The organism is Candidatus Pantoea symbiotica (genome assembly GCF_056491525.1).
In genome coordinates, this window is the sequence record NZ_JBSZHR010000003.1 from 538823 (window position 1) to 560153 (window position 21331).

Sequence of the window (21331 nt, forward strand, 5' to 3'; positions counted from 1 at the left end):
TTAGTCAGAAATAATAGTCAGCTGAAATGTTGTAATGTAAAGACAACATGAGCTGATGCGTATCTAATATCTTTTTTCCGCTATGCTATGGAAAGTCTTTTTTGTTCGGTGTTTTTCATCGGTCACTCAGGCCATATCGCTCGATTTCTTACCAGGAATATAGCTCGACCATGCGCTTTTCGCTCGTTAAATACGTTATGTTTATCGCTCCTCTGCTGTTTAGCGAATGGCTTTGCGCAGCGGAATTGCAGTTGCAACCCCGCATTCAAGTCAATGCGCCTCATGTCAACTTAAGCGCCGATGTGCAGGCCTGGCTGGCCAATAACGATGAAATCAGTGTTGGCGTGTGGGGCCCTTCTCATCCGCCGCTTGGCGAAGGAATGGCCTATGGCCAATTCCAGGGGATCGCGGCTGATTATCTGGCAATGCTGGAAGGCAGCCTGCAGGTGAAATTTCGTCTGCACTATTATGAAGACAGCAGTGATGCACTCGCAGCACTCAGTCAACATGAAATTCAGATGGTAGCGATGTGGAATCCGGCCCGTTGGCCAAGCAAGGCCGCGCAGGCAACCTCGCCGTGGTTGTTAGACAAATCCGTATTGATGATGCGCGAGAGTCAGGATGATGCGCCGGCTTCGCTGGACGATCTGACTCTCGGCGTGGTGCCTGACGATATCGGCCCAGCACCAATTCGTGAAGAGTATCCTGGTAGCCTGTTACGCTATTTCCCTGAATTCGACCAGGCAATGAACGCCGTGGCTTATGGCCAAATTAATGCGTTGTGGATCAATCGCGCCACTGCCGATTATTTGAAGCGTTATCAGCAAATCAGTGGATTAAAATCCATACCCAGCTCAGCTTTACCTAATCTGAATCTCAGTTTTGGTATTGATCGCCAACTCCCAGAGTTGCGCGCGGCTATTGACAGTACCTTGCAACAGATGCCGCTGGCATCACGTATGCGTATTGCTATTGGCTGGGGGCTAACCCGTGAAGCCGTGATTACCCGCAATCCTCTTGGCCTGAACTCAAAGGAGGAACAATGGCTGCACACCTTCAAGCAAATTCCCGTCATCATTGATGGTCGTCGTCCGCCGATCAGTTTCGTCCAAAATGGTGTCCCTGCAGGTTTTGTTGTCGATATGCTCGATGCGCTAACCGAGCGTTATGGCTTGAACTTCACTCTGCTGTTGGCTGATGAAAAGACGTCAGTTCAGAGTTTGCAACACGATCACCCCGACGCGCTGCTGGCAAATAGCTGGCGTCTTGAAAACATTACGGATGATGATATAACAGCGGCGTCAGGTTCGACGCTACTCACCTCTCCAATGGTGGTCATCATGCAGAAGTCGGTGACAACACCGGCAGAATTTAGTGATTTGAAGGGCGAACGCCTGGCCATTAATCGTGATAACCCACTGATTCCCTGGCTAACAACATGGTATCCGGCGATTGAGTTGACGTTGACTGATGATCTATATCTGGCTTTAGAACAACTGAAAAATAAAAACGTTCGCGGCATTATTGCCCCACAATTCGTTGCTCGCTATCTGGTGGAAAGTACTGATAACAAAGCCAATCACATCGCCATTACCGTACCTTCAGCCTCCCCGCATCTGGTTATGAGCGCCAGTAACTCGCCCTCACTTCCGTTGGATATTGTTAGCAAGGCATTGACAGATTTGCCGCCGGAAAATGTCATTGAGCTTGCGCGACCGTGGCATCAGCACAAGAGTTCCGTAGTGCCCGGGCTCAGCGACAGAAATTTGTTGCAGTCATTAGTTTGGGCTGGCGTGGTCGTCATGATCACTTTTATTAGTAGCATATGGATTCGTCGCCTGCGTGCCGCGCTAAAGAAAGGCCAACAATCACAGGAAGCCTTATCCAATCAGCTCAACTTTACCCGAGTATTGATCGATAACGCGCCCATCGCGCTTTATGCTCGCGATCGCGAAGGTCACTTGCTGGATTACAACCAGCGCTGGAGCGAAACCGTTGATGAGGATGGTGAGAAACTAAAAGGGCGTGCAATTACCGATATTGAAAGCATGCAGTCAGACATTAAGGATCAACTGGCGGCGCAATATAAGCTAGCAATTAAGCTGGGTGAACCCATACAGTGGTCTGGCCCTTTCCTGTTTAATGGTCAACAACATTATCTGGAGGGCTGGACAGTCCCGTGGCGCGATAACCGTGGCGAAGTCGGGGGATTAATCGGGGGTTGGCTGGATATTACGGAAAAACAGGCTTTAATTATCCGCCTTCAACAAGCGCATGCGGATCTGGAGCAAGCTAACACCAGCAAAGCCTCTTTTATGCAAAGTATGGGGCATGAAGTTCGTACTCCGTTAAACGCTATTATTGGCTTATTAGAGTTTGAATTGCAGAGCCAACAAGAGAGCGCTCAAACCAGCGAAAATATGCCTTTGATTTGGGAATCTGCCTGCAATTTGCTTTCCTTAATTGGTGATGTCTTCGATATTTTCCGCGCGGACAATCTTGCCTTGCGTGGCACAGTTCGCAGTGTACATCTACCACAATTAATAGAGAGCACCGTTGCACTTTATCGCCAGCAGCTTGAAGAGAAAGGAATGACGCTCCATATCGAAACGGCGCTGAACACACCGCGTTTTGATGCTGATTCACTGCTGATAATTCGCATTTTTTCTAGTCTGCTGCGTAACGCAATTAAACACAGTAGTGGGAAAGCCATTTCGGTAGCGCTGTATCAGGGACGCCAGGAAGGTGACGACCCACGTTTTCCTTTGGTAATTGAAGTCGCAAACAGTGGCGTAATCGACGAAAAGATTCTTGTAAATGAAATGGCTGATACTGCGAATGGCATCTGGCAGGAAACAGGGATCAGCTTGTCCGCTTGCCAGCAAATGGCCATTGCCAATGGTGCCGAGCTAACTATTGAGAGTGACCCTGAAGATGGTACTACGATCTGCCTCCATTTCAGTGCGAAGCCTTCTGCAGAAAATACCCCAGTAAAACAGATTATTGCTAACCGTGAACTCAAGATACTGATTGTTGACGACTATCCTCCAGGGCGCCGGGCGTTACAACAACAGCTTGAAGTTTGGGGACATCACACCGAACAGGCCAATGATGGGGAACAGGCGCTGCGATTATGGCAGAAGCAAAGTTCAACTTTCGATCTAATGATTACCGACTGCACCATGCCGATTATCGATGGTTTTAGTCTGACCAGAATGATTCGGGAGGAAGAAGCACAGCGCGAACTTCCCGCCCTGCCTATTTTCGGCCTGACAGCGATGACCGGTTTTGAAACAGCAACGCGTTGTCTGGCTGCTGGGATGAACGAATGTTTGGTTAAACCCCTTTCACCGGTAGCGTTGCAGACTGTAATGCAACGATACTTTCCTGATTTGAATTCAGTGAAAAAAAATGCTCCAGTTTCAGCACAGAAAAACCACGCGCTTCAATTGGAAATAATTGAGCTAAATAAGCAGGATAAAGAAAAATTACGTCAGGCTCTTAGCGACAGTGATGTCATCGCTTGTGGCCACCTGGCACATCGACTACGTGGTGCTGCGTCTCTGCTACAGGCAACCGATTTGTATAATGCTTGTAAGGATCTGGAATTGGCCTGTGAAACACGCGCAACAATCGATGAAATAAAAAATCTGGCAGAGCGTGTTTATCTTATTTTAGATCAAGTTAACATCGAAACATTGAACGCGGCAGAATAAAAACCTTTAAATTAAACTTAACCTACAAGGATGGGTCTTGTATTTATTTCATTCCAAATGTGATGGAGTATTAGAGAATCAACACAAGGAGAAACCAACGATGAAAAAAATCGTTATTTATGATAACAACCCGCTAGTAATTGCTGGGCTAAATTATTTTTTATCACAGCAAGGCTTTAACATTATCGGAAGCACAACTCGTCCTGACGAGTTGTTCCGACACGTCATATTATTAAAGCCAGACTTTATTATTCTTGATCCTGCCTCACTGAAGGAAGAGTATCTTTCCCGGCTATGTGACCTAAAGAAAATGTCAAATAATTTGAACATTGTCATTTATGCCGGTTCTGAAAGTGTTTATCACATATTACGCGGATATCAGCTCAACTGGATGGCTTATTTAAGCAAGAGCCAGCCTCTAGAAGCACTCTATAGCATTCTGCACCTGCCGAAGCATAGTCGTCCGCTGTTAATGGATATACAAACGGTGTCGCCTCATGATGATGTCTCTGTACAAGCATTGTCATCTTTGCGCAGTCTGACTGGCAGAGAGATGCAGGTACTACGTGAAATTGGGGCAGGTAAAACCAATAAGGAGATTGCCGATGAGTTACGCCTCAGTAACAAAACCATCAGCACTTATAAACGTAATATCATGGATAAGTTTCACACCAATGACGTGCGTGACGTCGTTGATATCGCGCGACGTCATGGTTTTTAATTAACTGAGCGGAGGCATTCGCCAAACTCAATGACCAGGGAAATGCCTGTTCCGCTCTCATTAATATTGCTATTTATCAATCACCTTGGGCCAACCAGCATTCAATTTCCTGCTGAAGGTTTTAAATTAACAGGTTCAGTAAAAGTGCTATCGAAACGATTTAATGCCTCAGCAAGACTACTAATCGAGCAGGGTTTAAACAGACATCCATTCATGCCTGCAGCTAGACAACGCTCAATGATTTCATGCATAGCATTTGCGGTAAAACCAAGGATATATACAGCCGGTTGCCCTGTGCAGGCTTCATGTTCACGAATATGTTGAGTAAATTGATAGCCGTTCATTTGTGGCATATTGCAGTCCGTAACAATCACATTAAATTTGTGCTTTTGCCACAACGCAATACCTTCCAATCCATCGACAGCAACATGTGCATGATGCCCCAACCAAGCCAACTGCTTTGCCATTAGCATGCGGTTAGCCGCATTGTCATCAACCACCAATACGTTAAGCGGTTCACCCTTCCTGACTACCGTTTCTGCCACTTTCTGAGGCTCAGCCCTGCTCTGCGCAATCGGCAAGGTAAACTCAGCTCGAACACGCGTGCCTTGATGTACCACACTACTGAGCGTCAGGCTACCACCCATCGATTCACACAAATTCCGACTTATGTAGAGTCCCAGTCCGGTTCCCGCCCGGCGATTATCCGCCTGGGCAAAGGGCTGGAACAGTGCGGTCTGCTGAGTTTCGTCGATGCCGACACCACTATCTATCACGTCAATCACATATCGCACCTGACCCGGGTTGAGATCTGTTTCCTGACGCAATTCAAGCGTTACTCCGCCGTGGTCAGTGAATTTAATCGCATTACCTAGCAAATTGGACAGTATCTGCTTGATGCGCAGCGGATCGCCGATCACGTCAACAATGTTTTCTACTGGCAGGATTTTTTTAAGGAAAATGTTTTTATCTATCGCCAGACCATTGAAGATAACCAGCAGCTGGTTAATCAATGCACCCAAATTCATTTGCATGGGATGGAACTCTAAATGTCCCTCCTCAATCCGGGAAATATCAAGAATATCGCCGATGAGACCTACTAGCCCTTCGGCTGATTGCTGAGCGACTTCAAGCGCCTGCAAATCATGCTCGCCCTGTCGCCCGCTTTTAATCGCCATATCCAGCATGCCGATAATGGCATTCATTGGCGTACGGATTTCATGACTCATGGTCGAGAGGAAAGTGGATTTCGCACGATTAGACGCTTCAGCACGATCGGAAATTTCTGAAAGCTGTTGCAGCAAAACAGAGCGCTCAGAAATATCCCAGGAACCCGCGACTACACCCACTATTCGTCCATTGTGATCGTACCAGGGTAACATCCAGATATTGATGGTACATATGGTCTCATCATTATCTTCTTCATTAATCAAGGTAATAGTAATATCTTCAATGTACGGTTCACCTGAAAGAATAATTTCATCGGCTTTTTGCTGGAAGTATTTTGCCTGTTCGAAAGTAATATTGCGTGGTAAGTCAGTCAGTTTTTTACCAATGATTTCATCATAAGGCACATTAACCAGTTTTAAATAGTACTGGTTACAGTAGGTTAATCGTCCGTCTAAATCACGTAACGTGATTGGGAAAGGCATCCCATCTAACAGTTTTTGTAAAATCTTAACCTGATTAGCCGCATTAGACACTTCGCGACGCAGCCAAAACGCACGTGCAATGGCCAGTAGTAAAACGCAAAGTGCAGCAAGGGCGATGATAAGTAATGACCTACGATGCTCACCCCAAAAATTATTCACAACCACCATATTATTGGGTCGCCAACGGTTAGCCAGTAATTCCAGTTCATCCGGTGGTAAGGTATCTAAGACTTTATTCAAAATATCGCGTAATTCTGGATCGTCTTTACTTACGGCAAATGCGACATGTGCAGTAATATCACCAACGGTGTTAACTATTTTAATTTTATCGGGGTAACGATTACTTATCCGATAATCCGCAGTCATCAGTAGGACAACCGCCGCATCAACCTTGCCACTGGCTACAGCGTTAAACATTTCGTCATCATTGTCGAAGGTAACCTGCTGAATTTCGGGATAGCGTGTGGCAATATTCTCGGAAAGTGCAGCATGCTTAACCAGTGCGAGCTTTTTTCCACGCAAATCGGTCAAGCGCATGACTCTGTTATTATCTTTCGCTGTGACTAAAGCAAATGCGGTGCGAATAAAGGGATTACTAAACAGCATTTGTTGACGGCGCCCTGAACTGGGTGCCAATGCCGCAACCATATTAGCATCACCCGAAAGGAGTTCACGCGTCATTTCATCAAGTGATTGCACGGTGTGAAAGGTGAATTTCACACCGGTTTTCAAGGTCATCAATGCCAGAACATCTGTAGAGATGCCACGGACCGCGCCGTTATCATCAATAAAAGCCGCCGGTGCCGTGTTGTCGTCACCGTAGAGCAATACTTTTATTTCCTGATGTTCGCTAATCCAGTGTTGCTCAGCCATCGTTAATTTTAATGACTGGCTCAAACCACTATCTAAATCCGATTGCCAGGGCTGCTGAATTTCGAATCTTTTTTCCGCTGTAATGGCTAATAAAGCGCTATTTAACAACGTCTCTAATGGCGACGTTGATTGGCGCAGGGCAAAACTCACCTGCCTTTCTGGCAATGAAGCAAATCGTTCTATGCGAATATTGTTAAGGAAGTTTCGACCTATGGGATAACGATTACCGAGAAACACTCTTGCAGAACCAAAAGCGACAGCACTTAACGCTTCCTGATAGTTATCAAATACCTGAATCTGTGCCCGTGGATATTGTTGCTGTACATCCTTTAACGAAACGTACCCTTCGACCATCGCCACTGTTATACCGGCCAGATCGGCGGGTAGCACTTCGCGATCCGATGTTTTAACCGCAAGTATCAGATTTTCATGATAGTAAGGAACCGACATGGTAAAACGCTTATTAATCTGCGCGGCGGTAACGTTTGGAATGACATCGATCTCACCATTACTAAGGGCGCGCCAGAGCTGCTCGCTATTATCAAATTGCACGAGCTTAACCTGCAATCCAAGTTGTGCGGCCACCAAACCGATGTACTCTGCGTTCAGTCCTTCATATTCTTTAGTGAGCGTGCGTAAGCCGTAAGGTGGTGAATCATAGGCAAGAATGCCCATCCTCAAAACCTGTTTACGCTTTAGCCAGAGCCGCTGCTCAGCAGAAACTGACAGTTGCTTCACATCAGCTAAAGGGGCGTGAGTCAATAACCCCCAAGTTTCCGCCTGAACCAACGGAATAGAAAAAGGGAAAAGAAACTGTAAGATCAAAAGCGTAGAGCATAGACGTTTATTCAATCAGCTGGTTCCTACGAGCAAAGTCAATGAGATCAATAATCGATCGTGCGTTAAGCTTAGCTTTAAGCCGTTGTTTGTAAGTGCTAATCGTCTTTTCACTCAGAGACAACTGAATACTGATCTCTTTGTTACTCAAACCACTAACCAGGCCGGTTAGTACACTGATTTCACGTGTTGAAAGCTGTGAAATTAATCTGTTGGCATCAACTGGAGCAGATTCACCGGAGGGCCATTTTTCCATATAATCTGGCCGTGGAAAATAACTATAGCCTCGCCCTACCACTCTAATCGCTTCAATTAATCCGGGAAGATCCTCTGTTTTAGCCACAAAACCATTGATGCCCGCTTTTTGGCAACGCATCACGATGTTTTTCGAAACCTGAGAAGTGATAACCAGGATCTTTGGCGGGTCCGAGAGATTACGTAAATGTTCTATCACTTCGAACCCGTTCAGTCCAGGTAACCCGATATCCAGCAAGATAATATCGGGCTGTATTTCTTGTGTAAGACGAATTGCATCAAAGCCATTCTCAGTTTCGCCAACAATCTTATGACCCACTTTCTCAAGTATTGTCCGCACCGCAAAACGAATAATCGGATGGTCATCAACAATTAAAATTTTCAGCATAGTGCGTTCCTGATTTCTGGCAACGAGAAATAGATGAACAATACCCGTATTTATTGCTTCTGAGATTAAGAAAATGGTGCTGAGGTTAAAACCAAGACTAAGCTCGACGTTTATTAAGTATTGTATGGCCGCATGATGTTTGAAAATTTCATGCTGATAACGTTGCGTTATTATACTCAGGAGGCGCTGCGTTTGAGCGCGTATAAAGCCAGCACGCTAAGCAGCGCACCAATCACCATCAGCAGCAGATAACTCATCCACTGCAGTAGCCAAATCCCCAACACGCCGCCGCCCAAAAACGCCAACACGGTGTAAAAATGCAGCTTTAGCCGCTCAATATAGAGCGGCGCATCTTTGGGTGATTCTTTACGGCGCAGCACATCAAACAGCATCGCCAGCTCAATACCGATATCCGTCGCGGTGCCGGAAACGTGCGTGGTACGCACGCGGGCGTTAGAGATGCGCGTCACGACGGCGTTTTGCAATCCCATCAAAAAACTCAGGCTAAGCACCAGCAGCACGCCAGAGCCGTTAAAGCGGAACCAGCTTTCAATCACACCCAGCACCAGTAACGCGATGCCTTCAATCAGGATATTAATGGCGTAGATACCGCGAATCTGGCGTCGTCTGCCTGAGTTAATAATCAGCGTTGATACCGACGATCCAGCGATAAACAGCAACACAATGAGCAGAAAAAACAGGCCGACGTGCAGATTGGCTTTGGCCAGATGGTCGGAAAGTGAGGAGACATTGCCGGTCATGTTTGCCGAGAAGAAACCGACGGTTTCAAACGCTGCGGTGTTGAGTGCGCCGGCAACGGCGGCCAGCGTGCAGGCCAGCCGAATGTCGGTATTGAAGGTGCGCGTGTTCTCGGCGGTGATCAGCATGGGAAATCCTGGCCCGGTGAAAGATGCGTATCTTCCTCCCGTGACCAGGAATTCTCAAGCGCCGTTAGGCGGTCTGTTGATCCTGCTCCTGCTCACTAAACCGCTCACGCATTTCGTTTTCGATCTGCTCAAGTGATTTGCCTTTGGTCTCAGGCAGCATGGTGATCACGAAGATCAGCGAGCCGACGTTGATGGCCGCAAAGATAAAGAATGCGCCATTGCCGGTCGCAGACAGCAGCGGCGGGAAAGCAAACGCCACCGCCGCGTTACAGATCCACTGGAATGAAACCGCAGCGCCGGTTAGCACGCCACGCACTTTCATCGGGAACAGCTCGGACATCAGCAGCCAATACACCGGCGAAATGCACATCTGCATAAAGAACAGGAACACCAGAATTGCCGCCAGCGCGAAGATACTTTGCGTCATGTCTTGTGGCATCAGCAGCAGTACGCAGCCGAGCACCAGCTGCATGGCGATTACCACTGTCAAACCGGTCATCAGCATGGTGCGACGTCCAAAACGTCCCACCGCTTTGATGCCCACCATGGTCGCCAGCACCGAGACAATGCCGTTACCGATGGTTGCCGCAATCGACGCGTTGGTGCCCATGCCGGTGGTTTTCAGAATCACTGGCGTGTAATACATAAAGGCGTTCACGCCGGTGAACTGGATAACAATGCCCAGTCCCGCACCCACCAGCAATAAGCGAAGAATCCATTTCTCTTGCAGCAGTTCACGCGCGGAAGGCCCCTGACGCGCCGCCTTGGCGTGCTGATGCATCTCCGACATCTCCTTTTTCACCTCGCGCGGTGTTTCACGCAGTTTGTGCAGGATACGGCTCGCTTCTTTGATGCGCCCTTCCGCCACCATCCAGTGCGGCGAAGCCGGCACAAAGAAGGTGCCGATGAACAGCAACGCGCCTGGAATCATCGCCATCGCCAGCATGTAACGCCAAAGATGCGGATCGTTTAGCGTGAAACTCATCACCGCGCTGACCACATACGCCAGCAGCTGGCCGGATACAATCATCAGCTCGTTGCGGCTCACTAGCGGCGCACGACGTTTGGGTCCGGCAATTTCGGCAATAAACACCGGCACGGTTGAGGAGCCGCCGCCCACAGCAATCCCGAGCAGAAAACGCATCGCCACCATCACGTGCAGGTTCGGCGCTAACGCGGTACCAATCGCGCCCAGCACAAAAATCAGCGCCAGAGAGCGCAGCGTGATACGGCGACCGAAGCGGTCGGAGAAGTAGCCACTGAGAAAAGCACCCAGCGCGGCGCCGAAAATCAGTGATGAAGTGACTAAACCTTCGGTGAATGGAGTGAGATTGAGGCCGCCTTGATCGAGCGGCAAAGTCATAAACGGCAAGGCACCCGAGATAATCCCGGTGTCATAACCAAAGGCCAGCGCGCCCATGGTCGCAACAAGTACCACAAAGAAGATGCGCTGTTTGACGGTGAGATTACTCAGCGCTGAATCGTCGTCACTGTTTTGCTGCGATGTGTCCATTCCTGTTCCCTGCATATTGAACGCGCTCTGGAGCGCAAAGGTTGAAACCCAAAAGGCAGAAGTATAGTCAGGAATTGTAAAATGTGACGGAGGTCACTGTTAAATCGATAAACATTTAAAAAAACTTTTTCATGATCCGTTTCAACGATCGTCATCTGCGCCCTGGCTTTACCTCAACGGCATACTAAAATTTCAGCGTGACTAGCTAGTCCTCAAATCTCACGGAACATTGATAAGAGGTCTTCCTATGAAACAACAGAGCTACAGAGGCGGCGCAGGGAATTTTGCCAACGACCCAGAACGTGCGAAAGAAGCTGGAAGAGCGGGAGGCAAAGCCAGTGGAGGTAATTTCAGAAACGATCCTGAAAGAGCCGTTGAAGCGGGACGGAAAGGAGGCAAGATTAGCCGTCGTCCTCCAACGAAGTCTGAGTAAGGCGCCTTAGGATTTTTTATGCCATGGATTGGCTTCACTGCTTGATCGTTTGTTTCTTACACCCTTCAATAGGACGTGTTTATATGAAGCGATTTTTAGGTGGGCTTATTATCTTTTCCGTCCTGATAACGTTATCAGGCTGCTATCACTCTGACCGCCCTATTGGCCCCGATGGTCGCCCTAATGTGCAAACCGAACAACCGATTCCCGGCGGCCCCATGAGTAAAGGACCGGTTGGGCAGCCGCAAGCTTAATTACGCGCACATAAGCAAATCACTAAAATTTAAGCCGGTGCGCATGAATGCGCACCCTACGAAAAACGCGTCAGTCCTTTGTAGGGTCGCCATTTATGGTGACCCTCATCGCACGCTATTACCGAAGCGAAGATGCGGGCGGAAAGGCCAATGCCTCGGCGACATTTTCGCTAACCTATCAATGAACCGCGTTGTCAGGGGGAAAAGCCGCCGCTTTCCCTCTAAAAAATTTCCCCTTTGCAAATCCGCTAATTCCTGAGTAGCCTATATACATATCGCATACATTTCATATATAGGCATCATCATGGGCATCGTAAAAATTTCCGACCTGATGCATGAGAATCTGCGCATCGCCAGCACGGCGATGAGCCGTTCCATCAATGCACAGGCAGAACACTGGATGAAGATTGGCATGCTGGCCGAGATTTATCCGTCACTCAATCATCAGGAATTGACGCGCTTACTGATGCGCGTTGAACGCGACAGCGGCGCGGATTTAGCGCAACTGCTCGACCATCCTTTATTCACCTCGCAGGGAATCGCGCAATGAGCATCAAACTGCACACCGCTGAAGAGATCGAACTGGCGCGTGCCGCCGGACATGCCGCCGCTAAAGTACTCGAAATCATCACGCCGTACGTTAAACCGGGCGTCACCACCGATGAACTGGATGCGATTTGTCATGATTACGTGGTAAACGTGTTGAAAGTGGTGCCTGCGAATATTGGCTACCACGGTTACAGCAAAACCACCTGTACCTCTGTGAACCATGTGGTGTGCCACGGCATTCCAGGCGAGAAAAAGCTTAAGGATGGAGACATCGTTAATATTGACGTCGGCATCATCAAAGATGGCTGGTACGGCGACACCAGCCGCATGTATTACGTCGGTCAGCCTTCGGTGCGCGCCAAACGTTTGGTGGATATCACTTACGAATCAATGGTTGCAGGTATCAAAGTAGTAAAACCGGGCGCGACCTTAGGGGATATCGGTGCGGCAATTCAGCAGGTGGCGGAAAAAGCCGGTTTTTCCGTAGTGCGCGAGTATTGCGGTCACGGCGTCGGCGAGGTGTATCACGGCGATCCGCAGATTCTGCACTACGGCACGCCGGGCGCGGGATTGGAATTGCAAGCGGGTATGATTTTCACCATCGAACCGATGATCAACGCGGGCAAAGCTGGCACCAGCGTGCTCTCCGATGGCTGGACGGTGGTCACTAAAGACCGTTCGCTGTCGGCGCAGTGGGAACACACCATCGCGGTAACCGAAACCGGCTTTGATTTGTTAACGCCGTGGCCAGAAGGTACCGGCGAATATCAGGCTATCTAACGAAAGAGATCCAGAACGCGTACACCGTTCTGGATCCACATCGCGTTAAGCGGTTTGACGCAGCGTAAACACACTCACGCTATTCACCATATTTGCCGCCTGCTCGCTCAGCATTGCCGATGCCGCCAGCGATTGCTCCACCAACGAGGCATTCTGCTGCGTGGTGATATCAATCTGGCTAATCGCAGTGTTGATCTGGCTGATGCCGTCGGCCTGCTCGGTGCTGGCCTGATTGATCTGCACCAGCAGCTCTTTCATCTCGGCCACATTGGACATCATGCCGTTCATCAGCTTATTGGCGTCGGTGACCATATCGCGCCCATCGGCAATGCGCGTGGAAGATTCCTCGATTAAATTGCGGATCTCATGCGATGAGGTTGCGGTTTTCTGTGCCAGCGCGCGCACTTCCTGCGCCACCACGGCAAAACCACGGCCATGTTCACCGGCGCGTGCGGCTTCTACCGCAGCATTCAGCGCCAGAATATTGGTCTGGAACGCAATCGAATCGATCAGGTTGATGATGTCCGCCATGCGGCTGGCAGAATCATTGATCTCGGCCATTTTAGTGGCGACGTTGTCCATCATGCTGGCATTGCGCCCCACCGTGCTTTCCGCTTTGGCGGAGAGATCGGCGGCAACGTGGGTGTTATTTCGCGTGTTGCTGATGGTGGCGCTGAACTCCTCCACCGAGGCCGCCGTTTGTTCCACCGAGCTGGCCTGCTCTTCCGTGCGGGCGGCGAGATCGTTGGTGCCCGACATTATTTCGCTCGCGCCGCCGGATATCTGTTCAGCGCTAATGCGAATATGGCTGACAATATCCGACATCTTCTCCTGCATCTGCTGAATGGCATTAATTAACTGACCCATTTCATCTTTACGTTGCTCATAAAAATCAGAGCTGAGGTCGCCATCCGCCACGCGGCCAAGGAATGCGATCACGTGTTTTAATGGCACAGTAATCGAGCGGATAATAATCCAGCCAATTAATGCGGATATTAAAATAGCCACCACAAAAATAATCAGCATGGAGATTTTAGTTTTACTGTATGACGCCATGAAATTATCGTAAGAGCCATTCATTTGCTGCTCTTGCAGATTAATGAAACTCTCAACCTCATTGATGTAATTTCTTTGCGCTGAGGCAAGGGTAGAAAAATAGAAATCCACCGCTTTTGTCACATCACTATTCACTAACTCGAAGAAAGTGTTTCGCTCCTTTAGAAAGTCAGCACGCTTCAATTCAACGCGTTTGAGAAAGGCAATGGATTCCTCATCCGTTGCCAGCGCGCCTAATTGCTTATAGGTTTCGCTGATATTTTTCGATGCTTCCTGAAGATTGTTTTGAATGGTCACTCTGCGCTGCGCATCAATGGGGCTCAGCAGCAACGCCTGCTGCTGCACCGTTACGTTGATTTCATCAATCAACTGGTTGCCCAATGCGATGGTCGGGTAATCATCCTTCATCATGCCATTGACGCCGGTTTCCGCTAGGAAAAGCGAATTTAATCCGAGCAACGCCACTAACAGTAGCATCGCGATATTCAACACAGAGGATATTGTAAGTTTGGTTCGCAACTTTACATTACGCGAAAATCTTTGAACTACGTCCATTTAGAAACCTCAATGATTTTGATTGAAAAGGTGTGAAGACAACGGTGTTATTTTAAAAATGGAAGAGGCTCCGGAAGTTAACCGGCAGCATCCCTGCTGTTATCGTCAGCTATTTCATTAACATTAGAGACGCAGGTACATCAAATAGACCCTATGCAGATGATCATTTTTGAAAACGATTTCATTGATCAGTTTCATTTATTGATAGCGAGTAATATAAAAGCAGCAAGCTGGTTTTTTTGCTTAATTTAAAATAAATGATTACGTGGTCCTTACGAATAGCGAAAGAATGATCTTTTTTTTAGCATTTAACGCAATTTGACTCAAAGGAAATAGTTTATCTAATCGCATACTTTAAAAATCAGCGTCAAATGCTGCGACCAGCAGATGCATGACCGCCGCTTTAGCACACGACGAACTGCCTTCGATCGCCGCGCCCGGCAGTTGATGAAGTCGCCAGGCCAGAGACACAAATGCTTGCACTGTTCGTGAGAAGAACCGCGAAGAGGCGGTTTCAGTGTCAGCGGGCGGGTGGGTTAAACATCAACTTATCCGGAGTAATAAATCATAATAAGCGAAGCGTTAATTAATACGACATGAGCAGATTAATTAAACATAGCAGGCAAGCATGAAGGCAAGGTAATACTAACGGAAATTGCGATTAAGTTTACAAGCAAACACGCTTGCCGCTTCGCTTATTATCCGGCCTGCACCACTTTCTTCTTGACGTTAAAAAACCCAAAGCCATAACTCATGCTAGTTACATTTAGAGACAATCGAAAATTTAACTGGAAGTAATACAAGCAAGCCTCTTAGAATTAAGACTTAAGATTAGTCCAGGCTTGAAACTGGTAAAAATGGCACTACATTTATTTTGCATCAAGTTGGTATTTAAGAGAGAGGAGAACCAATGACGGACGCTAAGAAGCAACCCGATGAGGAAGAAAAAAAGACGCAACGTCGTGGTGGTGCAGGCAACTTCGCAGAGAATAAGGAACGTGCAGCTGAGGCTGGACGCAAGGGTGGTCAGGCGAGCGGCGGCAACTTCAAGAACGACCCGGAGCGCGCCATTGAAGCAGGACGGAAAGGAGGAAAGATTAGTCGACGTAAATAACATTCTTCGCACAAGAATAACCATCTAACGGCGTTTTACTTCTGCACAAAACTCTCCTGACTCCGTGTTTACGCTTCGCTTAAATACAGATTCAACGATGTCAGGAGAGTTATTTCTAGCGAAAAATCCGAATCACTGATCATTTCTTGATCAATCTCACCATATTTACCGCTTCGCTTATCCTGGTTTTACCCTTCGCTTATTAATCAGAAAACTATATTTGCAGGCTAATAATAAATTGCGGACTTAACGTTCTATTTGTACACCGTCTCAAGGCTGGTACAACTTTCGAAGGATTATTCTTACGGGCCACTAAGAATAATCATGAATAGTTATCGAAGCGCTAAAACAGGAAACCGAAACACACAATCGATCCGGAACTCGTAGGGTCGCTATTTATGGTGACCAGGTGCGCATGAATGCGCACCCTACGAAAAACGCGCCAATCCTTTGTAGGGTCGCCATTTATGGTGACCAGTTGCGCATGAATGCGCACCCTACGAAAAACGCGCCAATCTTTTGTAGGGCCGCCATTTATGGTGACCAGGTGCGCATGAATGCGCACCCTACGAAAAACGCGCCAATCTTTTGTAGGGTCGCCATTTATGGTGACCAACTGCGCATGAATGCGCCCCTTTCGATGACGGCACACGCTTGACTCATTGTTTGATCTCAGAAATTTCACATTTAGTCTTATCGATTGTTATTTTGTTGTTGAAGAACCTAGGATTGCAGCACATTCACCTGCTAAAAATGGATATTTTAATGAAAACTCTCTTTACCTCAGCCAGCGCTATCCTGATTGCTACCAGCCTGTCAGCGGGAGCAGCACAACCGGCAGCAGCAAAAAATCCGCTCAGCGTACATGTATTGAACCTGCAGACAGGCTCGCCGACAGCGGGTATTGAAGTTGAACTCGATCAGAAACAAAATAATAACTGGGTGAAATTAGCCAGCGGCAAAACCGACAGTAACGGCAGAATCAGCGCGTTATTCCCGGAAGATAAAACCGTCAGCGCAGGTAGCTATCGCGTGGTGTTCAAAACCGGTGACTATTACAAAATGAACAATCAGAAAACCTTCTTCCCGGAAATTCCGGTCGAGTTCAATATGGATAGCAACGGCGAGCATTACCATATTCCGTTACTGTTGAGCCCGTTTGGTTATTCGACTTATCGCGGGAATTAAATTTAAAACGGTCGCCATCAATGGCGTGATGCACGTCATTTAACCGTAAAACGGTCGCCATCAATGGCGACCCTACAGGTTTTCGTAGGGTGCGCATTAATGCGCACCTGGCTGAATTAAAGCGTTATCCCTCTTTCATTAAATGCCTTGCGCCAATGCGTCGGCGTGGTATTCAAGCGCTGTCTGAAGTGATGGCGCAAGGTTTCCGGCGATCCAAAGCCCGCCTGCTCGGCAACCTGATCAATGCTCAGCTTGCCACTCTCCAGCAGTGCGCAGGCTTTTTCCAGCCGCACGCTCAACATCCATTCTCCCGGCGTGGTGCCGGTAGCGTCATGGAAGCGGCGCAAAAAAGTGCGACGGCTCATGCCGGCTTGCCTGGCGAGCTGATCAATCGCCAGCGGCGTATTGAGGTGATTGCGTAAATCATCGAGCAGCGGCGAAAGATTCTTTGCCGCACGCTGCGGCACCGGCTGCTGGATCAGCTGCGCCTGATTCCCTTCACGCAGCGGCGGCGTCACCATACGGCGCGCAGTGCGGTTTGCCACTTCAATGCCATAATCGCGACGAATCAGATGCAGACACAAATCCACGCCCGCTGCGCCACCCGCTGATGTAATGATGCTGCCCTCATCGACATAAATCATGCCGTGTTCAACCTGCACCTGTGGGAAGCGTTGCGCCAGAATCTCGGTGCTGTTCCAGTGCGCGGTAGCGCGTTTACCATCCAGCAAACCGGCAGCGCCCAACACGAAACTGCCTGCGCAGATCGAAACGATACGTGTGCCGTTGCGGTGTGCTTTTTGTAATGCAGCGATAAGCGCATCCGATGCCGGTTCATGCACGCTGCGCCAGCCGGGAATCACGATGGTGCCCGCCTCTTCCAGCAGCTCAAGTCCGCCGTCGACCACCAAACGCACGCCGCCTTGCGCGCCGAAAACACCCTCTTCCACCGACGCCACGCTCAAATCATATAAAGGCTGGCCGAACGCGTCGTCGACGCGCCCAAAGGCCTCAACCGCCGTGCCGAATTCAAAGGTACACAGGCATTCATACGCCAGCAAAACCATGCGTCGGTTAAACGGTGCAGGCGAACGGGCATGTAACGGAGCAATCATTTGCATTAAAGGTCACCGGAGAAATTGGCACGATCTTGACGATATATGGCATGCGGGCAGATTTCCACTGTCACGCCAATCTTTCATGCTGGCACGCTCTTAACGTATCGCAGGGATTGAGTATGAAGAACATGTTGGCGCTGATGGCGGTTTGTCTGGCCGCATTGATGTCGGGACTGGAGATATCCAGCGTACCGGTGATTCTGCCGGTGCTGGAAAAAGAGATGCACGCCAGTTTTCGCGAACTGCAGTGGATCATGAACGCCTACACGCTGGCTTGCACTGCGGTGTTAATGGCAACCGGCACGCTGGCAGACACTTATGGACGCAAGCGTATCTTCATCATCAGCATTATCGCCTTCGGCGTGACGTCGGTGATGTGCGGGCTGGCAGGAAATGCGTGGTGGCTGATCGTCGGACGGTTGCTACAAGGATTAAGCGGTGGCGCGATGTTAACCTGCCTGATCGCCATTTTGTCATTCCAGTTTCCACAGGGAAAAGCGCGCAGTCGTGCGTTCGCCGCGTGGGGCATTACCTTTGGCTTTGGGCTGGGATTTGGCCCGATCATCGGTGGCATGCTGGTCGCCTGGTTTAGCTGGCAATGGGTGTTTCTGGTGCACGGCTTTATCGCCTTGCTAACGCTGATCCTCGCGCTGAAAAATGTGGTGGAATCGCGTGATTCTGAAGCCAAAAAGCTCGATCTCGGCGGCCTGATCACCTTATCGCTCAGCGTGGTCGGCGCAACCTACCTCATCACGCAGGGTAGCAGCCTCGGCTGGAGCAGCCTGGCGGCACAGCTTATTTTGCTGGTTACGCTGCTCAGCGCGCTGCTGTTTGTATGGGTTGAGAAGCGTCATCCACACCCGATGTTTGATTTCTCGGTGTTCCGCATCCGCGCCTTTTCCGGGGCGCTGATGGGTTCGATTGGCATGAACTTCAGCTTCTGGCCGCTGATGATTTATCTGCCGGTCTATTATCAGAGCGGGCTTGGCTACAGCAGCATGGCAACCGGTTTGGCGCTGCTGGCTTACACTTTGCCGACCTTGCTGATGCCGCCGCTTGGCGAGAAATTGGTGGTGCGCTTTGGCGCGGCGCGCATGATCCCGCTGGGATTATTCACCATTGGCGCGGGCTTTATGCTGATGAAGTTTGCCGCCGCGCAGCAGATGAGTTTACTGCCGGGCGCGCTGCTCTCGGGTATCGCACTCGGGCTGACCAACACGCCGGTCACCAACACCACAACCGGATCGGTGCCGGGAAATCGCGTTGGCATGGCGTCTGGCATCGATATCAGCGCGCGCCTGATTACGCTTGCCATCAATATCGCGCTAATGGGCAGCTTGCTGGTGGCGGGCATCGCGGCGAGTCTGCAACGCATTATGCCGGGACAAAGTAATGTGTATGCGCTGGCCGAGCACATCGCCGGCGGCGGCGAGGTTTCACTGACCCACGATATTGCCGCACAGGTGCTGACAGACGGATTTTCCGGCGTGCTGTTGTATGGCGCGGCAGGCGTGTGTGGATTGGCGTTGGCGAGTTATCTGCTGTTTAACGTCCGTCGCAAGGCGCAGGAACAATGTACGCCTTAGTTACGGATTAACCCATTTGCTGTTGGTGAGTGTTCCGTCTGAGCGGTAATTCAGTAACGCTCTTTGATTGTTGTCCCGTGCCAGCAGGCACCAATCCAGTTGGGTAATTTGGATGATCAAGACGCCGAAATTATCCTCGGCGTTACTGACATCGTTGGATTGGTTGTCAATATCACTTCCCGGCGCAGCGCCAGCATAGGTTTGCTGCGTCCGGCGCGATAATCGTTGCCACGCCGCTTCAGCTATTACGCTGTGTGCGGCGTGCCGCTCGACCGTTCCCTGCAATCGCAGCTGGGTTTTCACGCAGTAACCCAAAACCGTTACGTCTGGATTAACCGCCAGCGCCTGCCATTTCGGGCTGCGCATATCGGTATGAAACTCCAGCGTGCGTTTTTCACGGTCAACCGACCGCAGCACCAGCGTTCTCGCCTGCGGCTTGCCTTGTTGATCAACCGAAGCGAGCGTTAAGAAGTGAAAACCGGAATCGGGCTCGCGTGCGCCAGTTTCCAGTTCTTTCCAGCAAGCGGTATCAATCTCGCGCAATAACATCTGTTGCTCCTGTTCGGTTACTGGTGGCGCTCCACCAGCGCCAGAATCAGCGCCTGAAGTTCCGCTAATCCTTGCTGCTGGCTGATATCGCCACATACCACCGCATTAGAAATCGCATCGGCAGCGCCTAACATTCCCCACATGCTGGCTTGCGGCAACGTTGCTTCGGCAAACCAGCCACGGAATTTTTCAATAAAATCGAGCTGGTACTTGCGCTTCACTTCCGCCAGTTCCGGCGAGCTATCAAGCGCCGACAGCACATCCGGGATTTCACGTCCCTGCGTCAACACGCAATCAACGTAACTCGACGCCACCACGTTAGCCCGCTCAGCAAGGCTGGCACCGGCGGCATTCATTGCCGCCTCGATAATCGCGTTCTGACGCAGGTCGAAATCTTCATACAGCGCCGCGAGCAGACCGTGGCGCGTGCCAAAATGATCGTAGACCACCGGTTTGCTGACACCCGCTTCTTCTGCCACGCGTCCTAGCGTCAGCGCATCGCTGCCCTGCTCGCGCACCAGATTCCACGCCACGCTAATCAGTTGCTGACGACGTGCCTGATGCGACATGCGCTGGCGAGTCGGTTGATTCATGCCAATTCCTTCACGTTAAAAAGTCGCTGCCCAAGTTGCTGAGCCAGCGTGTAATGCGCGTCGGGATAATTTTCATCGGTTGGCAGCAGCAATTCGCTGGTCACCACCGGCGCGCCGCAGTAGCCAAATATCCCTTCGTCAATTTGTGTACGCATGCTGCTGAAATAGCCACGGCGCACATAGGTGCGCTGACTCGCCGCGCCCAGCGCCAGCAGATGCACCTGCAAATGGCCGAGCTTTTTCACCACGGTTTGGCCGTCATCATCGTACGCCCAACCTTGGGTGAAAACGCGATCGATCCAGCCTTTCAGCTGCGCCGGAAACGACCACCAATAGATTGGATAAGCCAGCACCAGCGCATCCGCACGGTCCAGCCGCTGCTGTTCAGCCACAACATCGGCAGGCGACGGCGCAACATTTTTGAACTGATCAACATCGGCCTGATTGAAGCGCGGATCAAACTGCTCCGCCGCCAGATCGGCAATTTCATAGCTGTGGCCGCCAGCAGCAATACCTTGTGCCACCTGAGAAACAAGGTGATGAGTATAGGAGTTGGGATCTGGATGAGCAGTAACAATCAGAGCATGCATAGCGACAATCTCCGTGATGAGTAAGCTACTAGTAGTAACTTACCATTGGTAGGTTGTCAATTTTACCGCGCTCGTAATACGTAAAAAAGCCCGCCGTCATCTAAACCGGCGGGCTTGTGAGGGT

General features: G+C 49.8%; 17 protein-coding genes. 8 read left to right on the forward strand and 9 right to left on the reverse strand.

The features are described from left to right. Positions 1 to 170: 170 nt before the first annotated feature. Positions 171 to 3716 carry a response regulator gene (locus ACXIZX_RS23215; protein WP_479405167.1) on the forward strand — a complete coding sequence of 1182 codons (3546 nt, stop codon included), beginning with the start codon at positions 171 to 173 and terminating at the stop codon, positions 3714 to 3716. A gap of 100 nt (positions 3717 to 3816) precedes the next feature. After that, positions 3817 to 4437, forward strand: coding sequence for a response regulator transcription factor (locus ACXIZX_RS23220; RefSeq protein ID WP_179452576.1), 621 nt, complete (start codon positions 3817 to 3819; stop codon positions 4435 to 4437). A 101-nt stretch (positions 4438 to 4538) separates the two neighbouring features. Here ACXIZX_RS23220 and ACXIZX_RS23225 read toward each other — a convergent pair whose 3' ends face one another. The 4 genes from ACXIZX_RS23225 to ACXIZX_RS23240 all read right to left on the reverse strand — a co-directional run bounded on the left by ACXIZX_RS23225 (position 4539) and on the right by ACXIZX_RS23240 (position 10842). Next, the gene (locus tag ACXIZX_RS23225) at positions 4539 to 7814 is read right to left on the reverse strand and encodes a transporter substrate-binding domain-containing protein (protein ID WP_479405168.1); all 3276 of its coding nucleotides are present in this window, start codon (positions 7812 to 7814) and stop codon (positions 4539 to 4541) included. Beyond that, on the reverse strand, positions 7807 to 8442 hold the full coding sequence (locus ACXIZX_RS23230; protein WP_179452574.1) for a response regulator transcription factor: 636 nt from the start codon (positions 8440 to 8442) through the stop codon (positions 7807 to 7809). Before ACXIZX_RS23230 ends, ACXIZX_RS23225 begins: the two co-directional genes overlap by 8 nt. A 176-nt stretch (positions 8443 to 8618) precedes the next feature. Continuing rightward, positions 8619 to 9329 (reverse strand): YoaK family protein, encoded by a 711-nt coding sequence (locus ACXIZX_RS23235; RefSeq protein ID WP_179452573.1) that lies wholly within the window; start codon positions 9327 to 9329, stop codon positions 8619 to 8621. A 64-nt stretch (positions 9330 to 9393) separates the two neighbouring features. Then, entirely contained in the window at positions 9394 to 10842 is a 1449-nt protein-coding gene (locus tag ACXIZX_RS23240) for a sugar porter family MFS transporter (RefSeq protein WP_479405169.1), read from the reverse strand. A gap of 247 nt (positions 10843 to 11089) precedes the next feature. On the opposite strand from ACXIZX_RS23240, the gene ACXIZX_RS23245 reads away from it, so the two are divergent. The 3 genes from ACXIZX_RS23245 to map all read left to right on the forward strand — a co-directional run bounded on the left by ACXIZX_RS23245 (position 11090) and on the right by map (position 12858). Beyond that, positions 11090 to 11275 (forward strand): con-10 family general stress protein, encoded by a 186-nt coding sequence (locus tag ACXIZX_RS23245; RefSeq protein ID WP_008106309.1) that lies wholly within the window; start codon positions 11090 to 11092, stop codon positions 11273 to 11275. Positions 11276 to 11833: 558 nt separating this feature from the next. Next, entirely contained in the window at positions 11834 to 12079 is a 246-nt protein-coding gene (locus tag ACXIZX_RS23250) for a ParD-like family protein (protein ID WP_258145635.1), read from the forward strand. Continuing rightward, on the forward strand, positions 12076 to 12858 hold the full coding sequence (gene map, locus ACXIZX_RS23255) for a type I methionyl aminopeptidase (RefSeq protein ID WP_154183751.1): 783 nt from the start codon (positions 12076 to 12078) through the stop codon (positions 12856 to 12858). The genes ACXIZX_RS23250 and map overlap by 4 nt, the downstream gene beginning before the upstream one ends. 45 nt (positions 12859 to 12903) lie before the next feature. Here map and ACXIZX_RS23260 read toward each other — a convergent pair whose 3' ends face one another. Further along, on the reverse strand, positions 12904 to 14469 hold the full coding sequence (locus ACXIZX_RS23260; protein ID WP_479405170.1) for a methyl-accepting chemotaxis protein: 1566 nt from the start codon (positions 14467 to 14469) through the stop codon (positions 12904 to 12906). 910 nt (positions 14470 to 15379) lie between these two features. On the opposite strand from ACXIZX_RS23260, the gene ACXIZX_RS23265 reads away from it, so the two are divergent. After that, positions 15380 to 15583, forward strand: a complete 204-nt coding sequence (locus tag ACXIZX_RS23265) for a con-10 family general stress protein (protein ID WP_008106297.1) — start codon at positions 15380 to 15382, stop codon at positions 15581 to 15583. Positions 15584 to 16348: 765 nt separating this feature from the next. Further along, positions 16349 to 16771, forward strand: coding sequence for a hydroxyisourate hydrolase (uraH, locus tag ACXIZX_RS23270; protein WP_479405171.1), 423 nt, complete (start codon positions 16349 to 16351; stop codon positions 16769 to 16771). Between the two features lie 116 nt (positions 16772 to 16887). Here uraH and ftrA read toward each other — a convergent pair whose 3' ends face one another. Continuing rightward, positions 16888 to 17892, reverse strand: coding sequence for a transcriptional regulator FtrA (gene ftrA / locus ACXIZX_RS23275; protein WP_479405172.1), 1005 nt, complete (start codon positions 17890 to 17892; stop codon positions 16888 to 16890). 116 nt (positions 17893 to 18008) lie between these two features. Here ftrA and ACXIZX_RS23280 point away from each other — a divergent pair, with 116 nt between their 5' ends. After that, the gene (locus ACXIZX_RS23280) at positions 18009 to 19475 is read left to right on the forward strand and encodes an MFS transporter (protein WP_479405173.1); all 1467 of its coding nucleotides are present in this window, start codon (positions 18009 to 18011) and stop codon (positions 19473 to 19475) included. Here ACXIZX_RS23280 and ACXIZX_RS23285 read toward each other — a convergent pair whose 3' ends face one another. Genes ACXIZX_RS23285 through ACXIZX_RS23295 form a run of 3 tightly spaced genes read right to left on the reverse strand, consistent with a single transcriptional unit; the run spans position 19476 to position 21207 of the window. Then, positions 19476 to 20024, reverse strand: a complete 549-nt coding sequence (locus tag ACXIZX_RS23285; protein ID WP_479405174.1) for a pyridoxamine 5'-phosphate oxidase family protein — start codon at positions 20022 to 20024, stop codon at positions 19476 to 19478. 17 nt (positions 20025 to 20041) lie between these two features. Next, a complete protein-coding gene (locus ACXIZX_RS23290) occupies positions 20042 to 20617 on the reverse strand; it encodes a TetR/AcrR family transcriptional regulator (protein WP_479405175.1) in 576 nt (191 codons plus the stop codon). Beyond that, positions 20614 to 21207: an NAD(P)H-dependent oxidoreductase gene (locus ACXIZX_RS23295; RefSeq protein ID WP_479405176.1), complete on the reverse strand. Its 594-nt coding sequence runs from the start codon at positions 21205 to 21207 to the stop codon at positions 20614 to 20616. Before ACXIZX_RS23295 ends, ACXIZX_RS23290 begins: the two co-directional genes overlap by 4 nt. Between the last annotated feature and the right edge of the window lie 124 nt (positions 21208 to 21331).